Here is a 16,547-nt window from a genome sequence, read left to right on the forward strand (position 1 = left end):
TGCTATATATTAAAAATCGTTCTAAAAAATACTCATTCAAGATACTCACAGCACTAATTGCGAGCTTGTTATTTAATGCCTGTGATGTGACCGATAGAAATAACCACCTCAATTTTGATGTGTATTACGGATCCAAAAAACTAAATTGCGAAGCATCTTTTACGCAAAATGGCCAACAGTGGCGTGTAACCCAACTTCAGTTTTATGTACACAACATTGAACTGCAAAATAATAAAGGACAATGGCACGCGGTTTCTCCCAGCATTGCTGCCAAAGATCATCAAAAAATCGCATTAGTGGGTGGTGTTTGTGGCGCACAGCAGCAGTGGCAAGTTAATCTGAAAGAAATGATTGCGCTAAGTGATCAACAAGCCATTCGCTTTACCCTTGGTGTGCCGTTCCATTTAAATCATAAAAATCCTCTCACACAACCGAGTCCACTTAATCAACCCGATATGTTCTGGACCTGGCAAACCGGTCATAAATTTTTGCGCCTTGAACTTGAATCAGATAACGACAGCTGGCTATTCCACCTTGGCTCAACCGGCTGCCAATCACCCGCACCGGTTCGACCGCCCGAGTCAGCTTGTAAAAATCCTAATCGAAGTCAGATTACGCTTGCTTTACCACCGCAAACATCCAAAAAAGCAGATAGTGAGGCCAGTAATAGCGTCCCTATCAAACTGGATCTAAAGTCACTTTTGAGTGAATTAGATTTAACAGATAGTACAAGTTGTCAGTCGAGTCCTGATACCAAAAGCTGCCCAGTATTGCTATCAAAGCTCGGCATAGAAAAGGCAGCAAACGGTATCGATAGCAGCAGAGTTCAAACGGTATTTACCGTTATTCAATAACAAGTGGAAACCGTTACCCTTATGCCTCGATTAATCTGTCTGTTACTTTTAACCACGCTGTTAGCTTGTGACAACAAACCTTCAGACACAAGGTATAACTGGCCATTAAGAGAAGGATTTCCGAGACCACAAGTACCAAAAGACAATCCCATGACAGCGGAAAAAGTAACTTTGGGCCGTCATCTATTTTACGATAAAAACTTATCGTTTAATAAAACGCAATCTTGTGCCAGTTGCCATACTCAAAAATACGCCTTTGCAGAAACCAAAAAGCAATCAACCGGTTCAACCGGAGAAAAACACCGTCGAAATGCACCCGCATTAGTTAATATTGCTTATAATAAAACCTTAACCTGGGCACACGATGGATTAAAGGATATTGAAACACAATTATTATTACCCATGTTCGGTGAGTCGCCAGTGGAACTGGGTATTACCGGGCACGAAGCTGAAGTATTGGCTCGTTTTAAAACCTCTTTATATACTGAATTATTTGAGCAAGCATTTCCCGATAAAGGATTAAGCTTTAATACCATGAATCAGGCTTTGGCAAGTTTTGTACGAAGTTTAATATCACTAAACTCCCCCTTTGATCGCTACGCCTATGACGGTGACGATAGTGCTTTATCAGAGTCCGCATTGAAGGGTATGACCTTATTTTTTTCCGAAAAATTTGAGTGCCATCATTGCCACGGAGGCTTTAATTTTACTCAATCGACATTTCATGAAAAACAGCTGCTTGATCGACGCCCTTTCCATAATACAGGCCTGTATAATTCAAATGAAAAAGGACAGTACCCAATAGACGATGGTTTGTATGAAGTGACTCTTGATCATAATGATCACGGTCGATTTCGAGCGCCAACACTGCGAAACATTGAAGTAACAGCGCCCTATATGCACGATGGCAGTATCGATACTCTGGAGCAAGTAATTGAGTTCTACGCCGCAGGCGGACGACTGATTGAAGAAGACGAATTTCAAGGGGATGGTCGCAAAAACCCTCTCAAAAGCCCTTTTGTAAAAGGTTTTGAAATCACCGAAGAAGAAAAAAACGATCTAATTGCTTTTATGCAGTCATTAACCGATCAAGAATTTTTAATTTCAGAAAAACATTCAAAGCCAACAACTAATTAACTGATGAGAATTTATCTCACAAGGTAACACTGTATAGTTTCTCATCATTTTGATATTGTAATATTCGTTTTCAATAACTCAATAAATGATAACAAATGGAGAAAGAAGCATGTGGATAAAGAGTATGACCGTTAAACAATTGATGGCCTCAATGACGCTAGCATTAGGTGCAACCCTGTTGGCTCAACCGGGTTATACCGCTTCAAATGAAGATAAAAAACTTTCTTTTAATGCAAAAGAAGTGGCCAGCGGCATTTACATGTTGCAAGGTGTTGGTGGCTTTACCGGAGGGAATATTGGGCTGTCCATAGGTGAAGATGGCGTTGTGATGATCGATGACTCAATGCCACCTATGCTGGATATTATGAAGACCGCCATTAAATCAGTAACCGATAAGCCAGTGGACTTTTTAATCAACACACACGTTCATGGTGATCACATTGGTAATAACGCCGCAATGGCAAATGACGGCGCTCATATTGTTGCTCACGAAAATCTACGTCATCACTTGTTAACCAAAGGAATTTCAAGTGGCGGTAAAACGAAAGACGCCCCAAAAGCAATGCTTCCGGTAATTACCTTTAGCCACTCCATGAGCTTTCATTTAAATGGTGAAGACGCAGAACTGATTCATTTGCCTAAAGCCCATACCGATGGTGACGCTGCGATTCATTTTAAGCAAGCCAATGTCATTCATACCGGTGATGTTTTTTTCAATGGCATGTTCCCTTATATTGATATCAACAGTGGCGGCAGTGTTGATGGCTATATTTCAGCGCAAGAAACACTTATCAAACTCGCCAATGATAAAACCAAAATCATTCCTGGCCATGGCCCGCTAGCCAGCAAATCCGATCTGGAAAAAGCCGTTGCCATGTTAAAGGAAGCAAAATCACGAATTGCCAAAGCTATTGATAAAGGGTTGTCGGAAGATGACGTCGTTAACAACAATCCGCTTTCGGACTATCACGAAGCCTGGAACTGGGGATTTATTACAACGGAAAAAATGACTCGTCAGGTGTATAAAAGTTTAAAGCAGTAAGTTTACCAATTACTGTGGAACGATAAATAAGTTCGACATTCAATGCCGAATTAATATTTCAAAGCCGCTTATATGAGCGGCTTTTTTTATGGCGAGAATTTGAGTTGGAGTGAATTAGAGCGGAGAAAATTTTACCTTAATAACCAACACCTAATTTTTCAGCAATTACAGATAACAATAAAAAAGGCCGGACAAACAATGTCTGACCGGCCTCAACTTATAATTTAAATTATCAATAAACTTTTAATGACTAACTGACTTTTTGCTCTTCTTTTGGCGGATAAGTGGGCGCAAATAAACCGAGTTGCTTAGCTTCTTTCACATAAGACATGATATCTGTGTGAGCAATATCAAACAGCTGCTTCATATCATCAATAACATAATAGATGGGCTGCATAATATCGATACGATACGGCGTTCTTAACACCGTCATAATATCAAAGGGTCTGTGCTCAGGTTCATCAGTAAGAGCGTATTGCGACTCACCAATAGAAGATAAAATTCCGCCACCGTAAATACGCTTACCTTTATCGGTGTTCATAATGCCAAACTCTACCGTAAACCAATAAAGCCGAGCCAACCAGGCATGATGTTCTTTATCGGCCGCATCACCCAGTTTTCCGTAAGTGTGAGTAAACTCGGCAAAATAGGGATCCGTTAACATGGCGCAATGACCGAATATTTCATGAAAAACATCCGGCTCCTGCAAATAGTCCATTTCTTCACGGGTTCGAATAAAAGTTGCGCAGGGAAACTTTTTATTCGCCAACAAATTAAAAAACTTGGTGAAAGGAATTAATGCCGGAACCCAGGCAATTTCCCAACCGGTTTCTTTTTTCAATACTTTATTAACATCACCTAGCTGAGGAATTCGATCGGCGGTAATGCCCAATTTTTTAATACCTTCCATGTATTGATCACAGGCTCTGCCCTGAATAATGGTCATTTGACGATTGTATAATTCCTTCCAGACACTGTGCTCTTCTTCAGTGTAATGAATAAAACCAGACTCATCAGGTTCACGGGCTTTGTATTTAGTACCCTTGGCCATATAGTAAACTACCTCTTGTGACAATTTATCTGTCCTGTGCCGCAGCTTAAAGACTGGCAATGTCATTACCATTGCAGCAGCTATCAGGTTGTTTTCTGTTATGGGTGAAAGCATTATTCACCGCTAATTATTACCCTATTATCTCGCGGATCAACCGTTGGACGCAAGTGAAGTAGATTTCAATCCCACTCCACTCATCAGACCAGATTCGGTTATTTCATGGCCTCCAGCTCTTCCCAGCGTTCCATTTTCTGCTCCATTTTTTGCTGCAAATCAGCCAGTTGCTGAAACACCTGCTGCATTTCATCAGGCGTCTTGGCTTGAAACTCGCTTGTCTGAGTTTGCTGCTCAATGGCATCAATATCATTTTCGATTTGTTCAAGCTGTTCCGGAATTGCATCCAGTTCCCGTTGAAACTTATACGATAATTTTGCCGGTTTCGGTTTATTAGCAACTGATTTATCTGACGACAACGCATTGCCTTGCTGTTGCCCTTGTTGCTTATGACTCGAATGCTTCTCTGATGAATGATTATCTGAAGAATCGCTGCCTGCAGAGGGCTTCTTATTACGTAACTGAGATTGTTCTTTTTGAGCCCTGTAGCGTCGATAGTCGTTATAACCGCCTTCTATTTCAACAATGTGGCCAGCCTTTTTGCTCTGATCCTGTATAGCACCCAGATTAGCACCCGATCGTGCACTATCGATATCATCTGTTTCAAACACCAGCAGTGAAGCAACCACATTATCAAGAAAGCGTCGATCATGGCTGATCACAACAACAGTGCCTTTAAACGCCACCAGCTGACTTTCCAGTAACTCCAGTGTTTCTATATCCAGATCATTGGTAGGCTCATCCAGAATCAGCAGATTGGCCGAACGGGTAAATAGCTTGGCCAACACCAGACGACTCACTTCGCCACCGGATAAGGCGCTTGCTGGTGTTCGCATTCGCTCTGGACCAAAGCCGTAATCCGCCAGATAACTGATCACGTGCTTTTTCTCGCCATTGACTTCAAGAAAGTCACGACCTTCACCGACATTATCGAAAATGGATAAATCAGGATTAACCGTCGAACGCATCTGATCGAAATATGCAATATCAAGTTGTGTACCCAGTTCAACGGTTCCGCTGTCTGGCTCCAGTTCACCCAGAATCATTTTGATGAGAGAGCTTTTACCGCAGCCATTTGGCCCCAGAACCCCTATTTTGTCGCCTTTAATTACCGAAGTGCTGTAATTTTGAAACAGTATTTTATCGCCGCGGGTTAAAGTGGCATTTTCCAGCACGGCCACCAGCTTGCCGGATTGACCACCACTTTTTACATTCAATTGCGCCGTTGACTGTCTTGTTCGCCGCTCGGCATGCTGTTGACGCATTTTCTTTAACGCCCTGACCCGTCCTTCATTGCGGGTTCTTCTGGCTTTTATCCCCTGACGAATCCACTTCTCTTCGTTGGCCAGCTTTTTATCAAATTCTGAATTCGTTTTCGTTTCGTCACTTAACTGTTTTTCTTTACTTTCAACATAAGCATCATAAGGCGCAGGGAACACTGAAATAATACCGCGATCAATTTCCCAAACTTTGCTCACCACAGCATCAATAAACTGACGATCATGGGAAATCAACAAGAGTGCGCCTTTATACTGTTTCAAGGACTCTTCCAGCCACTCTATGGTGTCGAGATCAAGATGGTTGGTCGGTTCGTCGAGCAGTAACAAATCAGGCTCTGCAGCCAGACATTCGGCTAAGGATACGCGTCTGCGCCAGCCGCCTGATAATGTCGATAGCAACACGTCGCCATCGAGATTAAGTCGGGTAAGCACTTTGTCGACTTTCTGCTGCCACTGCCAGCCATTGGTGCGATCCAGTAGATCGTGCAGCTGATTGATTTCGCTTTCGGAACCACCTGTTTCAAGCAAATGTTGGTACTTATCCAATGCAAGCTTGATGTCTTCAACGCCTTTAGACACATAATCAAAGACACTGATATCCAGAGATTCCGGTAATGACTGTGCCAGGTAGCGCACACGAAGCGCTTTTTGTTGCTGCAATTCACCTGAGTCGGGCTTATTGATTTGCGCAACCAGTTTTAACAGAGAAGACTTGCCCGCTCCATTTCGACCGACAATAGCCACTTTTTCACCCGCCGACAGTGAAAAACTCGCCTGATCGAGTAAAACATGTGTGCCGAAACTTAAACTCAGCTTATCGCCGCGTACAATTGCCATTCAATATTCCCAAACTATCCAGAGCGTGTTTATCAAAAAAGTGCGCTATATTATATAGGGGAACTAATTGGAATGTCGGCTATCGAATAAAAAAGCTTAACTTTCTCCAATTTGGCCGATAACTATAGGTAGCAATGACTTTAACCCTATACAGAAATCATAACGCTTGTGAACGCCATAAAAGTCTTATTGTCTTAATGACCCAGGCAATGTTGTTAGCTCAAGAAGTGTTAATGACTCAAATGGCGTTGAAGATTCTTATGACGTTGAAGACTCTTATGATGGCGTTGAAGACTCCATTAGTTTTAGTGACAAACACTATTATTAAAAATATCGCAAAAAATAGTACTCCAACAGAATGACTCTCTTTTCGAGTAAACCGTTTTGCAGTAGGCGCAGTATGAACATAAAATGGTTATTTCTTAGCCTGTTAGTTCCAATAACTTCTGTCGCGGAGAATTTAGAGCCGTCAGCAGTTTCCTCGACGCTTGATACTAAAACGCCGGTTTCCGAACAAATCAGCATTGATACCCTATCCGAAAGTAAAAACGAGACGCACCCCGATAACAGTAAAAATAACGCGCTGACGAATGTAAGTCCTACACCGTTCAATCTGAATAACGACGACAACCTTCGTTTCCGTGAAATGTTTAAACAGGCTAAACAAGCACTGAGACATGGGCGTACCGACGAATTTAAAAGCATCCATCAGCAACTTGAAGGTTATGTATTAGCGCCCTATTTGCAGCAAATGTATCTGCTCGACAGAATAACCCTCAAAAATCGTAGCAATATTCAGGCGTTTCTTGATCGTTACGACGGTGAGCCTGTTACTTATCGTATTCGTTCTCGTTTTTTATGGTTACTGGCGCGTAATAATCAGACCAACCTGTTTTTAACCTATTATCGGCCAACCTCGAGTATTTCTCTGCAATGCCACTGGCTAAAGTTTCGCCTCAAAACCGATGAAAATAGACGTGATATTTTTGATCATGCTCAACGTATCTGGTTGCACGGTAAGTCACGTCCGGATGCCTGTGACCCGGTATTTGCCGCCATGAAAAAATCCGGAGAATTAACCCCCGGATTAATCTGGCAACGATTGTCACTGGCCGTTAAGCAGCGTCAATCTGGGCTTGTCAGCTATTTAACCCGTTTACTGCCCAAGGATCAGCAGGATGATGGCCGCTGGGCCAAGCGAGTAATGGCTCGACCTGCACGCCTTGCAACAGCACCCTTAAAACAGCTGGAGCCGATCCGAACGGCAGAAATTGCTGCGTTAATTATGGCCAGAGAAATTTGGCGCGATTCGGACAAAGCTTTAACACTGATTGAAAAAGCATCTCCCCATTACCGGTTTAGTCACGCACAAAAAACGGAACTGGCTCGAAACATTGCCTTATCGCTGGCGTCCGAAGGACATCCAAGAGCTTCAGAGTGGTTGGATAATATTGCTGCCAATGAAAGCAGTGAATTATTGTTGCGCTGGAAGCTGGCGCACGAACTAAGAGAAGGCAACTGGCAAACCGTTAAAACCTGGCTGGCCAATACCCCACCACCATCCAACTCCGAAAATGACTGGAACTACTGGCAGGCGCGAGCAGATATGGAACTGGGTAATATGGATGAAGCCCGACAACGATTGCTGAAACTGTCCGACAAGCGCAGCTATTACGGATTTTTAGCCAGTGCCATGTTAAATAAATCGCCCAATCTGGAACACAAACCTTACCCGTTTAGCTACATAATGGTGGATCAACTGTCGCAAATGCCGGGCGCGCAAAAAGCCTATGAATTATGGCAACTTGATCAACACCTGTCGGCAAGGCGCGAGTGGAATCACTTTAAAGCTAAACTACCGACCACAGAACGAAAACATATGGCCGCTCTGGCTCATCAGTGGGGATGGCACGATCAGGTCATTTACTCCCTGTCGGAATCGGGTTTGATGGACTCGGTGAATATGCGTTTTCCTCTGGCATTTTCACCACTGATGGAAAAAGCATCCAAAGACGCCCGGCTCGATTTGACGTTAAGTTTGGCCATTGCGCGCAAAGAAAGTGCGTTTATGCCCGATGCTCGCTCATCGGTTGGTGCTATAGGTTTAATGCAGTTAATGCCCTACACCGCCAAATACATAGCTCGCAAAGAAAAGCTGCCATTTGCAGGCACTCATAGCCTGAAAGATCCGCTAACCAATCTGCAGTTAGGCACCCGTTACATGAAGTATTTGATGGATGAGCATCAAGGAAACGCGGTATTGGCCACAGCCTCCTACAATGCGGGTCGTCATAAAGTGGCCAACTGGTTACCGGATAACAAACAGGTCCCAGCCGATATCTGGATTGAAACCGTGCCCTACAAAGAAACCCGCTCCTACATTAAAAACGTACTGGCGTACCAGCAAATTTACCGCAGTCTGTTAGGACAACAAGAAAACTACTTTGAAACCCTGGTGGAGCTGAATATTACTGCCACACCCTAGTCGGTATCATGCACAGGAAACATTCACAGATGAAATAGACAGTTACCATCGACCATGACTATCAACAGAAACCTTCAACCAATACGAAAGACTCTTTCTGAAGACAAATCCTTTAGACTAAATCCTTAGCCAATAATGTCCTTAACCGATAGCACTGAACAGGAGCTATTGCGGTGCTCAGTGCTCTTTAAATATTACGGCTCGATTAGAAATATTTATCCAGAGTGATCTGGATAAAATCGTCATTGCGGTAAGAGTAGAAAAAGGTTGCGGAAGGTTGCGTATCATCGATACCGGCAAACACCCGCCCTTCAACACTCAATCGCATATCATTGCCAATACGACGAGAACCTTCAATGGAAATAAACTGCGCATCATTATCGGTTTCTGCACCAAGGCCTAGTAAAAGATCGCTTGATTCGGGATCATTAAAGGTAAAGCGAGCCCCCAAAACCACCACGTCACTCAACTCAATATTAAAAAACTGATTGCCAAATTGATCGCGTTCATCGTACTGATACTCCAGAATCCAGCCTAAATCAATCACACTGTCAAACACACCGTAGGTACTGTATTCAAAGCCCATAACCGCTGCCAGGTAATCTTTTTCATTGCCTTCAAAGCCAAAGCCTGTCCGGTATATCATTTCAAGCTTCAATAACCAGTCTTCAAGGGTCGCCTGGGCATCGATGCTCGACTGGTTAATTTGTGGGTAATAGGGTTCAAGATAGCCACTTACCGGATTTACATTGAACACGGGTTCACGGCTGGTACCAATAAAATGAGCAATGCCAATATCCCACAGCCCTATCACTTTACTGAACCGCAGTGCCACATCGGTATGGTATTGCTCCGCGGATGATTCATAAGTTGCGGCATCGGCATCCACCGGTATCTCAAATCGAAGTCGGCCATCTTCGCCAGCAAAGGTTCGTTCCCGAAAGCCAGGCAATACAAACAGACTCAATGTGCCCCAGTCTTTTTCCCAGTTGTAATTGATCATCGGCTGGCCAAGTTTATCTTCGCCGTCAATATTCTCGACCTGATCGGTCTGGTTGATAATATCCACCAGATGCTGGGTTTCGGCCACGCCCCAAAACACTTTATTGATACCAATATTCAACGACCACTCATCACCAACCATCAGCCAGTAAGCTTCTCGTATATCGGCATGGGTTCGTTCGCTGTCCATAGAATCCAGCCTTAAAAAAGGTTTAAACGTAAACCTTGCCGATTCGCCATCGTAATACCACTCGGGCTCCACATAAAAAGAACCACTAAAATCATCCTGATTTTGGGTTGCCTCCTCGGTAAAGATACGAGCCTCAATACCAGTGGCTGCCGAGAAGTCTACATCTTCAGCTTGCAGTTGCGAGTGCATTAACGCAGTACCAAGCCCCAACGCTAAAATTTGCCTAAAAATCATAAATCTTCCTTAGTTACAGACCAGATGGTCTGTATTATAGTGATTCCTACATCGTATAAAAAGAGGGTTATTTAAAAAACAATAATCTGATGCCAATGAGTTTATCTCCTTATAATTAAAACAGAGCCGATCAATAAGGAAGGTATGCTATGAATAACGCAGAAATTGGTCACTGGTACCGTATCAATTTTGCAGCCGATCCGGTGGAAGTGATTGCACTGGATGACAACGAGCAGGTTGTTGAGTTTCAGCATTTTGAGGGTGAAATAGAATCTCTCGACCTCACCGACTGGCAATCATTAACGCCCCGCGAAGTAGAAGCACCAGAGGACTGGAGTGGCCCCTATGAAATGGAGTGGCAAGATATTAATCCGGAGAGCGTGTTTATGGATTACACACTCGAAGAAGCGGTTATGAAGATACAGAAGTAACTTACCAAGTGTCTGTTCTACTTCGTTGCATTGTATAACGGTATAACTCTACAAAGACTTCTTATCATTTTCGTAACTGAGACTATTATCGTAACTGAGACTAATATCGTCACTGACTATTGCCATTCGGGGAGCCAGTCATTAGTATCCGTGGCATCGTAATCAATATCAGAAAACACTCATGCCGCAAACCTGGTCCGAAGTCCTCAGTGAAGAAAAATCAAAACCTTACTTTAAACAACTGCTGGAGTTTGTTGACGCACAACGTGCTGAAGGCAACATCATCTACCCGCCTAAATCACAGGTGTTTAATGCCATCTCGTTAACGCCATTTAACGAGATTAAAGTGGTTATCCTGGGACAGGACCCCTATCACGGCCCCAATCAAGCCAATGGTCTGGCGTTTAGCGTCAATGAAGGAATTGCGCTTCCGCCAAGTCTCAAAAACATCTACAAAGAAATAGAAAGTGATATAGGTCAACCTTGCGGCAACAATGGCGACTTGTCCCATTGGGCAAAACAGGGCGTTTTGCTGCTCAATACAGTACTGACGGTTCAGCATGGACTGGCTCACTCCCATAAAAACAAAGGATGGGAAACCTTTACTGATCGGGTTATCTCAAGTTTGAACAGTGCCCCCCAGCATATAGTATTCTTGCTATGGGGTGCCCATGCACAAAAGAAAGCCGCGCTGATTGATCAACAAAAACACACCATTTTAAAAGCACCTCACCCTTCTCCTCTGTCCGCTCACCGAGGTTTTTTAGGCTGTAAACATTTTTCTTTGGCAAACAAAGCCCTAATCAAGAATAATCAGTCTACAATTGAGTGGTGTAAGTAACTTAAAGACGTTTAATAGACGTTATATATAAGGATTGGATAATAAAGGATAAGCACCCTGATGGTGTGTTACACTTTCATTCGAACAGATTATGAACACTGGTATAAAAACAAGGCTTGGACAGCCAACTGCGGTTAAGCATTAATGAGTAAGACTTATGTACGCCTGATAGCCCTTTTTGCTGAACTGATAATTATCGCAATGACGAATAAGGCATTCGCCAATGCGACGTTATCTCACCCAATAAACTCGATTGTAATTCTTGAGCAACAATCCGATCGGCTCAGTCATGCTTTTTCGTCCCATCTTAAAGACAGTCTGGTTTCCACTAATTTGAATGTCAATGTACGTCTGGTCAACGCCGAGCAGTCCAGCTTGATACAAAAAATAATGGGTAGCTCTGAACCGCAAATAACAACGACGACAGACAAACAGAACTCGGCTAATCAATTCAACAACCAAAACGGCAATAAAACCACCAAGCAGCCGGAGTTATTAATTACCAGTGGCAAATACGCCCTGACACGTGCTCTGGTAGCGGGTTATAACAAGCCTATATTGGCCGTTTTAATCAACAGCACAGACTTTAGAGCCATACAAAAAAAACACCCAAAGCTGTCGAAGAATGTTTCAGCCATTTTTCATCAGGCACCTTTGATTCGACAGCTGCTCTTATTTAAAGAAATATATCCCAATGGAAAGCGCGTGGGATTGTTGCTATCACCCCATGAAGTTCATTTGATCGATGCGTTAAAATCCATTGCATTAAAACTTGATCTGGTGGTTGAGTATGAAGTCATTAATGATAATGAAGAACTTTCAAAAAAATTATTAAAGTTAATTAGCCGATCAGACGCCATAATTGCGACCAAAAACAACACGATTTATAATCGCTCGACCATAAAGTCCATTTTACTTACCTTATACCGTCACAATAAATTTTTAATAGGCGCTGACCAAAACTTTATTCGTCCGGGAAGCATTGCAACCACCTATACATCATTACAACAGTTGATCAGTGAAGTCATTGATACCACACAATACTTTTACAACAATAATAAAAAATTACCGGCCACTCATTTTAGCCAACGATTCGATGTCGTATTTAATCAAGAAGTTGCTCGTTCATTGAATATCAATATTAAAGGCAATAGTCACTATACCGACTTAATTCAAGCCATCGAGTTAAACATGGGCGAGGTGGAAATATATGAATAAGTTATCCATAAAGACACGTTCCCTGTTGCTGGCACTACTGCCTGCTGTATTTATGTTTTTATCACTCACGATTTATTTTATCAGTGATAAATTTAATGTTCTGGAACAACAACTGGATCATAAAGGTGAGTTATTAGCTCAACAGCTGGCACCAGCCAGTGAGTATGCCGTATTTATCAAAAATCCGGGCTTACTTGAAGAAGTTGTGTCACCTATATTAAATGAAAGTGATGTGGTCTATGTTGAAATATACGATGCCGATGACCAACTACTGCTTTCAAGAAAAAACTTGTCTCTGATCGATACGGCTAATAAAGACAATTTAAAAGTTTATCAGTCTAAAGTTATGCAACAAGATATTCCCTTAGGCGGTAATACTCTTGATTTATCGATGGATTCTGAGCTTGAAGACAATCAATCTAAAAGTATTGGCCGAATATCACTTGCACTCACAAAGCAAAATATTATCGATCAACAGCAACAAACCTTATTAAACGGAATTTTAATCGCTTTAGGCTGCATCCTTCTTACATTGATTCTTTCAATGTATGTGTCAACGAGTATTACCCGCCCTATTCGCTCACTTTCAGAAACCATTAAACTTTATAAATCAGGTATATTTTCAGCTCGGGTTGAGCAATTATCGGGAGGTGAACTGGGCGCTGTCGAATTTAATTTAAATACCATGGCCTCTACTCTTGAGTCCGCAAAACGTAAAGAACTGGAACATGCCATGGCATTAGAACAGTCACGACGTGAAGCCGATGATGCCAATAAAGCAAAAAGTGAATTTTTAACTAACATGAGTTTCGAGTTTCGTGAACCTATTAATGCAATTCTCGGTCGTCTGCATTTGCTCGAAAACAACAATATAGACTCAGAATCTCGTCAGTTTATTGAGCAAAGCATTCTCTCCGCCAATATGTTGATAGAGTTGTCCGATAATGTACTGGATTACTCAAAACTGGAAACGGACAGTTTGATTTTAAATCTAGACTACTTTGATCCGGTAAGACTGATTAAACGCAGTTTTTCGCCATTTCTGAGAGAGTTTTGTATTAAAAACATCGATACCCATGTTTCTCATAAACTACATAAAAGTATTTTGATACAAGCGGATCAACGCCAACTGCAAAAAGTCATTTATCATCTGATCCAAAACGCCATACAGCATACTGAAAATGGTTCCATCGACTTAAAATTAAATGGCTACCCAACCACCGATAATAGTAAATACATTTTAAACATCGAGCTAATTGATACCGGTATTGGGTTTGATCCCAATCAGCTAGCCCGGTTGTATCAATCTTTCAGCCAAAGTCATCATCTGGATAAACCTTTTCAATCTAATTCAGGACTCGGACTGGCTATTGCAAAAAAACTAACGGAAATAATGGGCGGTACACTCAACATCAACAGCGCACCTGATAAGGGAAATGAATATAAACTCGAGTTTGTATTTCCCTATAAGCCGATCATTGAAGAGCCTGTTGAAACCAACGCCGACACGGATAATCAAACACCTGTTACGGGTCGTGTTTTAGTGATAGAAAGCAGCTCCATTGATCAAATGGTGGCCAAAGACATTCTTAATAAAATGGGAACCACGGTCGATTTAGCCATTAACGGCAAGGTTGCTCTGGAAAAATTAAGACAGGTGGATTATCAGTTGATTGTGTCTGATACCAACATAACCGACATCGCCATTCTTGATCTGGTACAACGCATTAAAGCTTTTGAACGCGCCGCCAACAAACATTTACCCATTCTATTGCTTACTGCCGATGTTATTGGCGAGCACTGGCAAGAATTGCTTGAAGCTGGGGTTAACGACTTGTTACTGAAACCGGTCGACTATGAAGCATTAAGAGAAAAAGTAACCGAGCTTTTAGCATAAATAGCGTCCAGTAACTTTTCAGCATTCAGTGACGTATTATCCGTCACTGTAGAACGACGCTTTGATTTTAATAGAGCCTTTACTTGTAGAACTAGCCCTTACTCTTAGACGATTTATTAGAGCGTGTTTATCTTTCATTCTTTGAGATGCAGGAGGTTATTTTATGACACAGCAAGGCAGAGGGAGTGATGAATAGTTATTCTATTTGAATGACCGATAACGCAGTTGTGTTATAAAATCACCCCTGCCCGAAGGGTTGAGGCTAAAATTAAGCCACTCTTTGTTGAGAATTTCTTTTTTAGAATAACTAAACCTCAAAATTCACGCCGCGACTGGCTTAATTTTGGCACTCAACATCTCAAAGAATGAAAGATAAACACGCTCTAGTTATAGGCGATTAACTTTCTGCTTTAAAAATGCCAGATAATTTTGTTTGTTATTATCCGGAGAAATCAACTGACGGTTTTGTACACGCCATTGGCCGTTAACCATCACATCTTTCACCGGATTTTCATTGGCGGCAAAAATGGCGGCATCGAGCAAAAAGTCACCGGAGACACTGTTCAACTCGGCAATCGATTGATCAAGTACCACCCAGTCCGCTTTTTTACCAACCGCCAGTTCGCCAGTATTTCGATTGATCACATTTGCGCCTTGTTTTGCCGCTGACTGCCATAAGAATCGTCCAACATGAGGCAAGTCATCATTGCATAAAAAGTTTCGCCGATGGTGTTTTAAGCGTTGCGAATACTCGAACATACGCAGCTCCTGCCAGGGAGATATTGCAATATGGCTGTCTGAGCCAATGCCAAATTGACCTTTGTGCTGAAAATATTCATCCGCATTAAATATACCGTCACCCAAATTGGCTTCCGTTTGAGGGCAAATACCGGCTATCGCTCTGGAACGAGCCATAGCCCTGGTTTCATCAGAGGTTAAATGGGTCGCATGCACCAGACACCAATGATGATCCACTGGTTGATTATTTAACAACCACTCAACCGGGCGCTGGCCGTAAAATTCCAGGCTGTCACTCACCTCTTTTAACTGCTCGGCAATATGAATGTGGACAGGTCCTTTGCCCTGCCACCAGGTAACCAACTCGTCCATTTGTGCTTTAGAGACTGCGCGTAACGAATGCGGTGCAATCCCCAGCGTGATAAGAGAGCTATTTTTTTGTAAATCAGTGTTACTAGAGTTTTTGTTACTAGAGCTTTTGTTACTAGAGTCTGGGCTCACATACTGCTGCAACTGTTCCAATAACTGTTGAAATTGGCTGACACTGTGTAAAAAAGGACGCTGACCATCAGTTGCCGGCTGCTCACCAAAACCGCTGTAATGATAAAACACCGGACAGTGGCATAACGCAATACCAACGCTTTGAGCGGCATCAATCACCATCTTTGAATTGATGGCCGGATCATCATAGGCCTTTCCATTTGGCTGATGGTGCAGGTAGTGAAATTCGGCGCAAGAGGTATAACCTTGCAGTAGCATTTCCTGATAGACGTATTTGGCGATGGTGTTCATATCTTCTGGGGTTAAACATTGCAGCAATCGGTACATGGAGTCACGCCAGCTCCAGAAAGAATCGTCTTTGTTGGCCTGAAACTCGGTTAATCCGACAAATGCTTTCTGAAAAGCATGCGAATGCAAATTCACCATACCCGGGATCACCGGCCCCCGGATCCGCTCCGCGTCAGGCTCTTTACCATCACTAATTTGCGTGATTTCGCCATTTTTAACCGTGAGTGTTTTATCCTGCTGCCAACCATCGTGCAGCAAAATTTCTGAGGCATAATATTTGTTTGAAGAATTATATTTGATTGGATCACTCATTGATTCTTTCCCATTGCAGCCAGTCGCGATAACATAATGCCCCAATCAATAATTAGCAACCGTAAACGTATTTCGAGTAAGCGTTTATTGACCAT

The 16,547-nt window shown here is 42.5% G+C and carries 12 protein-coding genes; 8 read left to right on the top strand and 4 right to left on the bottom strand.

Features of this window, described 5'->3' with window-relative positions; translation table 11 throughout:
* Nucleotides 1-86: 86 nt before the first annotated feature.
* The 3 genes from C8D97_RS11100 (at nucleotide 87) to C8D97_RS11110 (ending at nucleotide 3,033) form a co-directional block, all read left to right on the top strand.
* Nucleotides 87-854, top strand: a complete 768-nt coding sequence (locus C8D97_RS11100) for an MbnP family copper-binding protein (RefSeq protein WP_170115220.1) — start codon at nucleotides 87-89, stop codon at nucleotides 852-854.
* 21 nt (nucleotides 855-875) lie between these two features.
* Complete coding sequence (locus C8D97_RS11105) at nucleotides 876-1,991, top strand: MbnH family di-heme enzyme (protein ID WP_109763844.1); 1,116 nt, start codon at nucleotides 876-878, stop codon at nucleotides 1,989-1,991.
* Nucleotides 1,992-2,115: 124 nt separating this feature from the next.
* A complete protein-coding gene (locus tag C8D97_RS11110; protein ID WP_210204922.1) occupies nucleotides 2,116-3,033 on the top strand; it encodes an MBL fold metallo-hydrolase in 918 nt (305 codons plus the stop codon).
* 250 nt (nucleotides 3,034-3,283) lie between these two features.
* Here the strand turns inward: C8D97_RS11110 and phhA are convergent, their stop codons facing one another.
* Together phhA and C8D97_RS11120 are read right to left on the bottom strand one after the other, a co-directional pair.
* Nucleotides 3,284-4,108: a phenylalanine 4-monooxygenase gene (gene phhA / locus C8D97_RS11115; protein ID WP_342587790.1), complete on the bottom strand. Its 825-nt coding sequence runs from the start codon at nucleotides 4,106-4,108 to the stop codon at nucleotides 3,284-3,286.
* 188 nt (nucleotides 4,109-4,296) lie between these two features.
* Nucleotides 4,297-6,315, bottom strand: a complete 2,019-nt coding sequence (locus C8D97_RS11120; RefSeq protein ID WP_109763846.1) for an ATP-binding cassette domain-containing protein — start codon at nucleotides 6,313-6,315, stop codon at nucleotides 4,297-4,299.
* Nucleotides 6,316-6,715: 400 nt separating this feature from the next.
* Here C8D97_RS11120 and C8D97_RS11125 point away from each other — a divergent pair, with 400 nt between their 5' ends.
* On the top strand, nucleotides 6,716-8,800 hold the full coding sequence (locus tag C8D97_RS11125; RefSeq protein WP_170115221.1) for a transglycosylase SLT domain-containing protein: 2,085 nt from the start codon (nucleotides 6,716-6,718) through the stop codon (nucleotides 8,798-8,800).
* A 205-nt stretch (nucleotides 8,801-9,005) separates the two neighbouring features.
* Here the strand turns inward: C8D97_RS11125 and C8D97_RS11130 are convergent, their stop codons facing one another.
* Nucleotides 9,006-10,226, bottom strand: a complete 1,221-nt coding sequence (locus C8D97_RS11130; RefSeq protein WP_109763848.1) for a hypothetical protein — start codon at nucleotides 10,224-10,226, stop codon at nucleotides 9,006-9,008.
* Nucleotides 10,227-10,375: 149 nt separating this feature from the next.
* Between C8D97_RS11130 and C8D97_RS11135 the strand changes: the two genes are divergently transcribed.
* The 4 genes from C8D97_RS11135 to C8D97_RS11150 all read left to right on the top strand — a co-directional run bounded on the left by C8D97_RS11135 (nucleotide 10,376) and on the right by C8D97_RS11150 (nucleotide 14,613).
* The gene (locus tag C8D97_RS11135) at nucleotides 10,376-10,657 is read left to right on the top strand and encodes a DUF6763 family protein (protein WP_109763849.1); all 282 of its coding nucleotides are present in this window, start codon (nucleotides 10,376-10,378) and stop codon (nucleotides 10,655-10,657) included.
* 181 nt (nucleotides 10,658-10,838) lie between these two features.
* Complete coding sequence (ung, locus tag C8D97_RS11140) at nucleotides 10,839-11,498, top strand: uracil-DNA glycosylase (RefSeq protein ID WP_109763850.1); 660 nt, start codon at nucleotides 10,839-10,841, stop codon at nucleotides 11,496-11,498.
* A 144-nt stretch (nucleotides 11,499-11,642) separates the two neighbouring features.
* On the top strand, nucleotides 11,643-12,716 hold the full coding sequence (locus C8D97_RS11145) for an ABC transporter substrate-binding protein (RefSeq protein WP_109763851.1): 1,074 nt from the start codon (nucleotides 11,643-11,645) through the stop codon (nucleotides 12,714-12,716).
* The gene (locus C8D97_RS11150; RefSeq protein ID WP_109763852.1) at nucleotides 12,709-14,613 is read left to right on the top strand and encodes an ATP-binding protein; all 1,905 of its coding nucleotides are present in this window, start codon (nucleotides 12,709-12,711) and stop codon (nucleotides 14,611-14,613) included. Before C8D97_RS11145 ends, C8D97_RS11150 begins: the two co-directional genes overlap by 8 nt.
* Nucleotides 14,614-15,000: 387 nt before the next feature.
* Here C8D97_RS11150 and C8D97_RS11155 read toward each other — a convergent pair whose 3' ends face one another.
* The gene (locus C8D97_RS11155) at nucleotides 15,001-16,452 is read right to left on the bottom strand and encodes a formimidoylglutamate deiminase (protein WP_109763853.1); all 1,452 of its coding nucleotides are present in this window, start codon (nucleotides 16,450-16,452) and stop codon (nucleotides 15,001-15,003) included.
* Nucleotides 16,453-16,547: the final 95 nt, after the last annotated feature.

Source organism: Pleionea mediterranea, from assembly GCF_003148745.1.
GTDB lineage: Bacteria > Pseudomonadota > Gammaproteobacteria > Enterobacterales > Kangiellaceae > Pleionea > Pleionea mediterranea.

Coding starts and splice junctions, on each gene's coding strand:
- ung (WP_109763850.1), top strand. CDS start 10,839: ATGCCGCAAACCTGGTCCGAAGTCCTCAGTGAAGAAAAATCAAAACCT.
- C8D97_RS11110 (WP_210204922.1), top strand. CDS start 2,116: ATGACCGTTAAACAATTGATGGCCTCAATGACGCTAGCATTAGGTGCA.
- C8D97_RS11155 (WP_109763853.1), bottom strand. CDS start 16,452: ATGAGTGATCCAATCAAATATAATTCTTCAAACAAATATTATGCCTCA.
- C8D97_RS11130 (WP_109763848.1), bottom strand. CDS start 10,226: ATGATTTTTAGGCAAATTTTAGCGTTGGGGCTTGGTACTGCGTTAATG.
- C8D97_RS11125 (WP_170115221.1), top strand. CDS start 6,716: ATGAACATAAAATGGTTATTTCTTAGCCTGTTAGTTCCAATAACTTCT.
- C8D97_RS11150 (WP_109763852.1), top strand. CDS start 12,709: ATGAATAAGTTATCCATAAAGACACGTTCCCTGTTGCTGGCACTACTG.
- C8D97_RS11135 (WP_109763849.1), top strand. CDS start 10,376: ATGAATAACGCAGAAATTGGTCACTGGTACCGTATCAATTTTGCAGCC.
- C8D97_RS11145 (WP_109763851.1), top strand. CDS start 11,643: ATGAGTAAGACTTATGTACGCCTGATAGCCCTTTTTGCTGAACTGATA.
- C8D97_RS11105 (WP_109763844.1), top strand. CDS start 876: ATGCCTCGATTAATCTGTCTGTTACTTTTAACCACGCTGTTAGCTTGT.
- C8D97_RS11120 (WP_109763846.1), bottom strand. CDS start 6,315: ATGGCAATTGTACGCGGCGATAAGCTGAGTTTAAGTTTCGGCACACAT.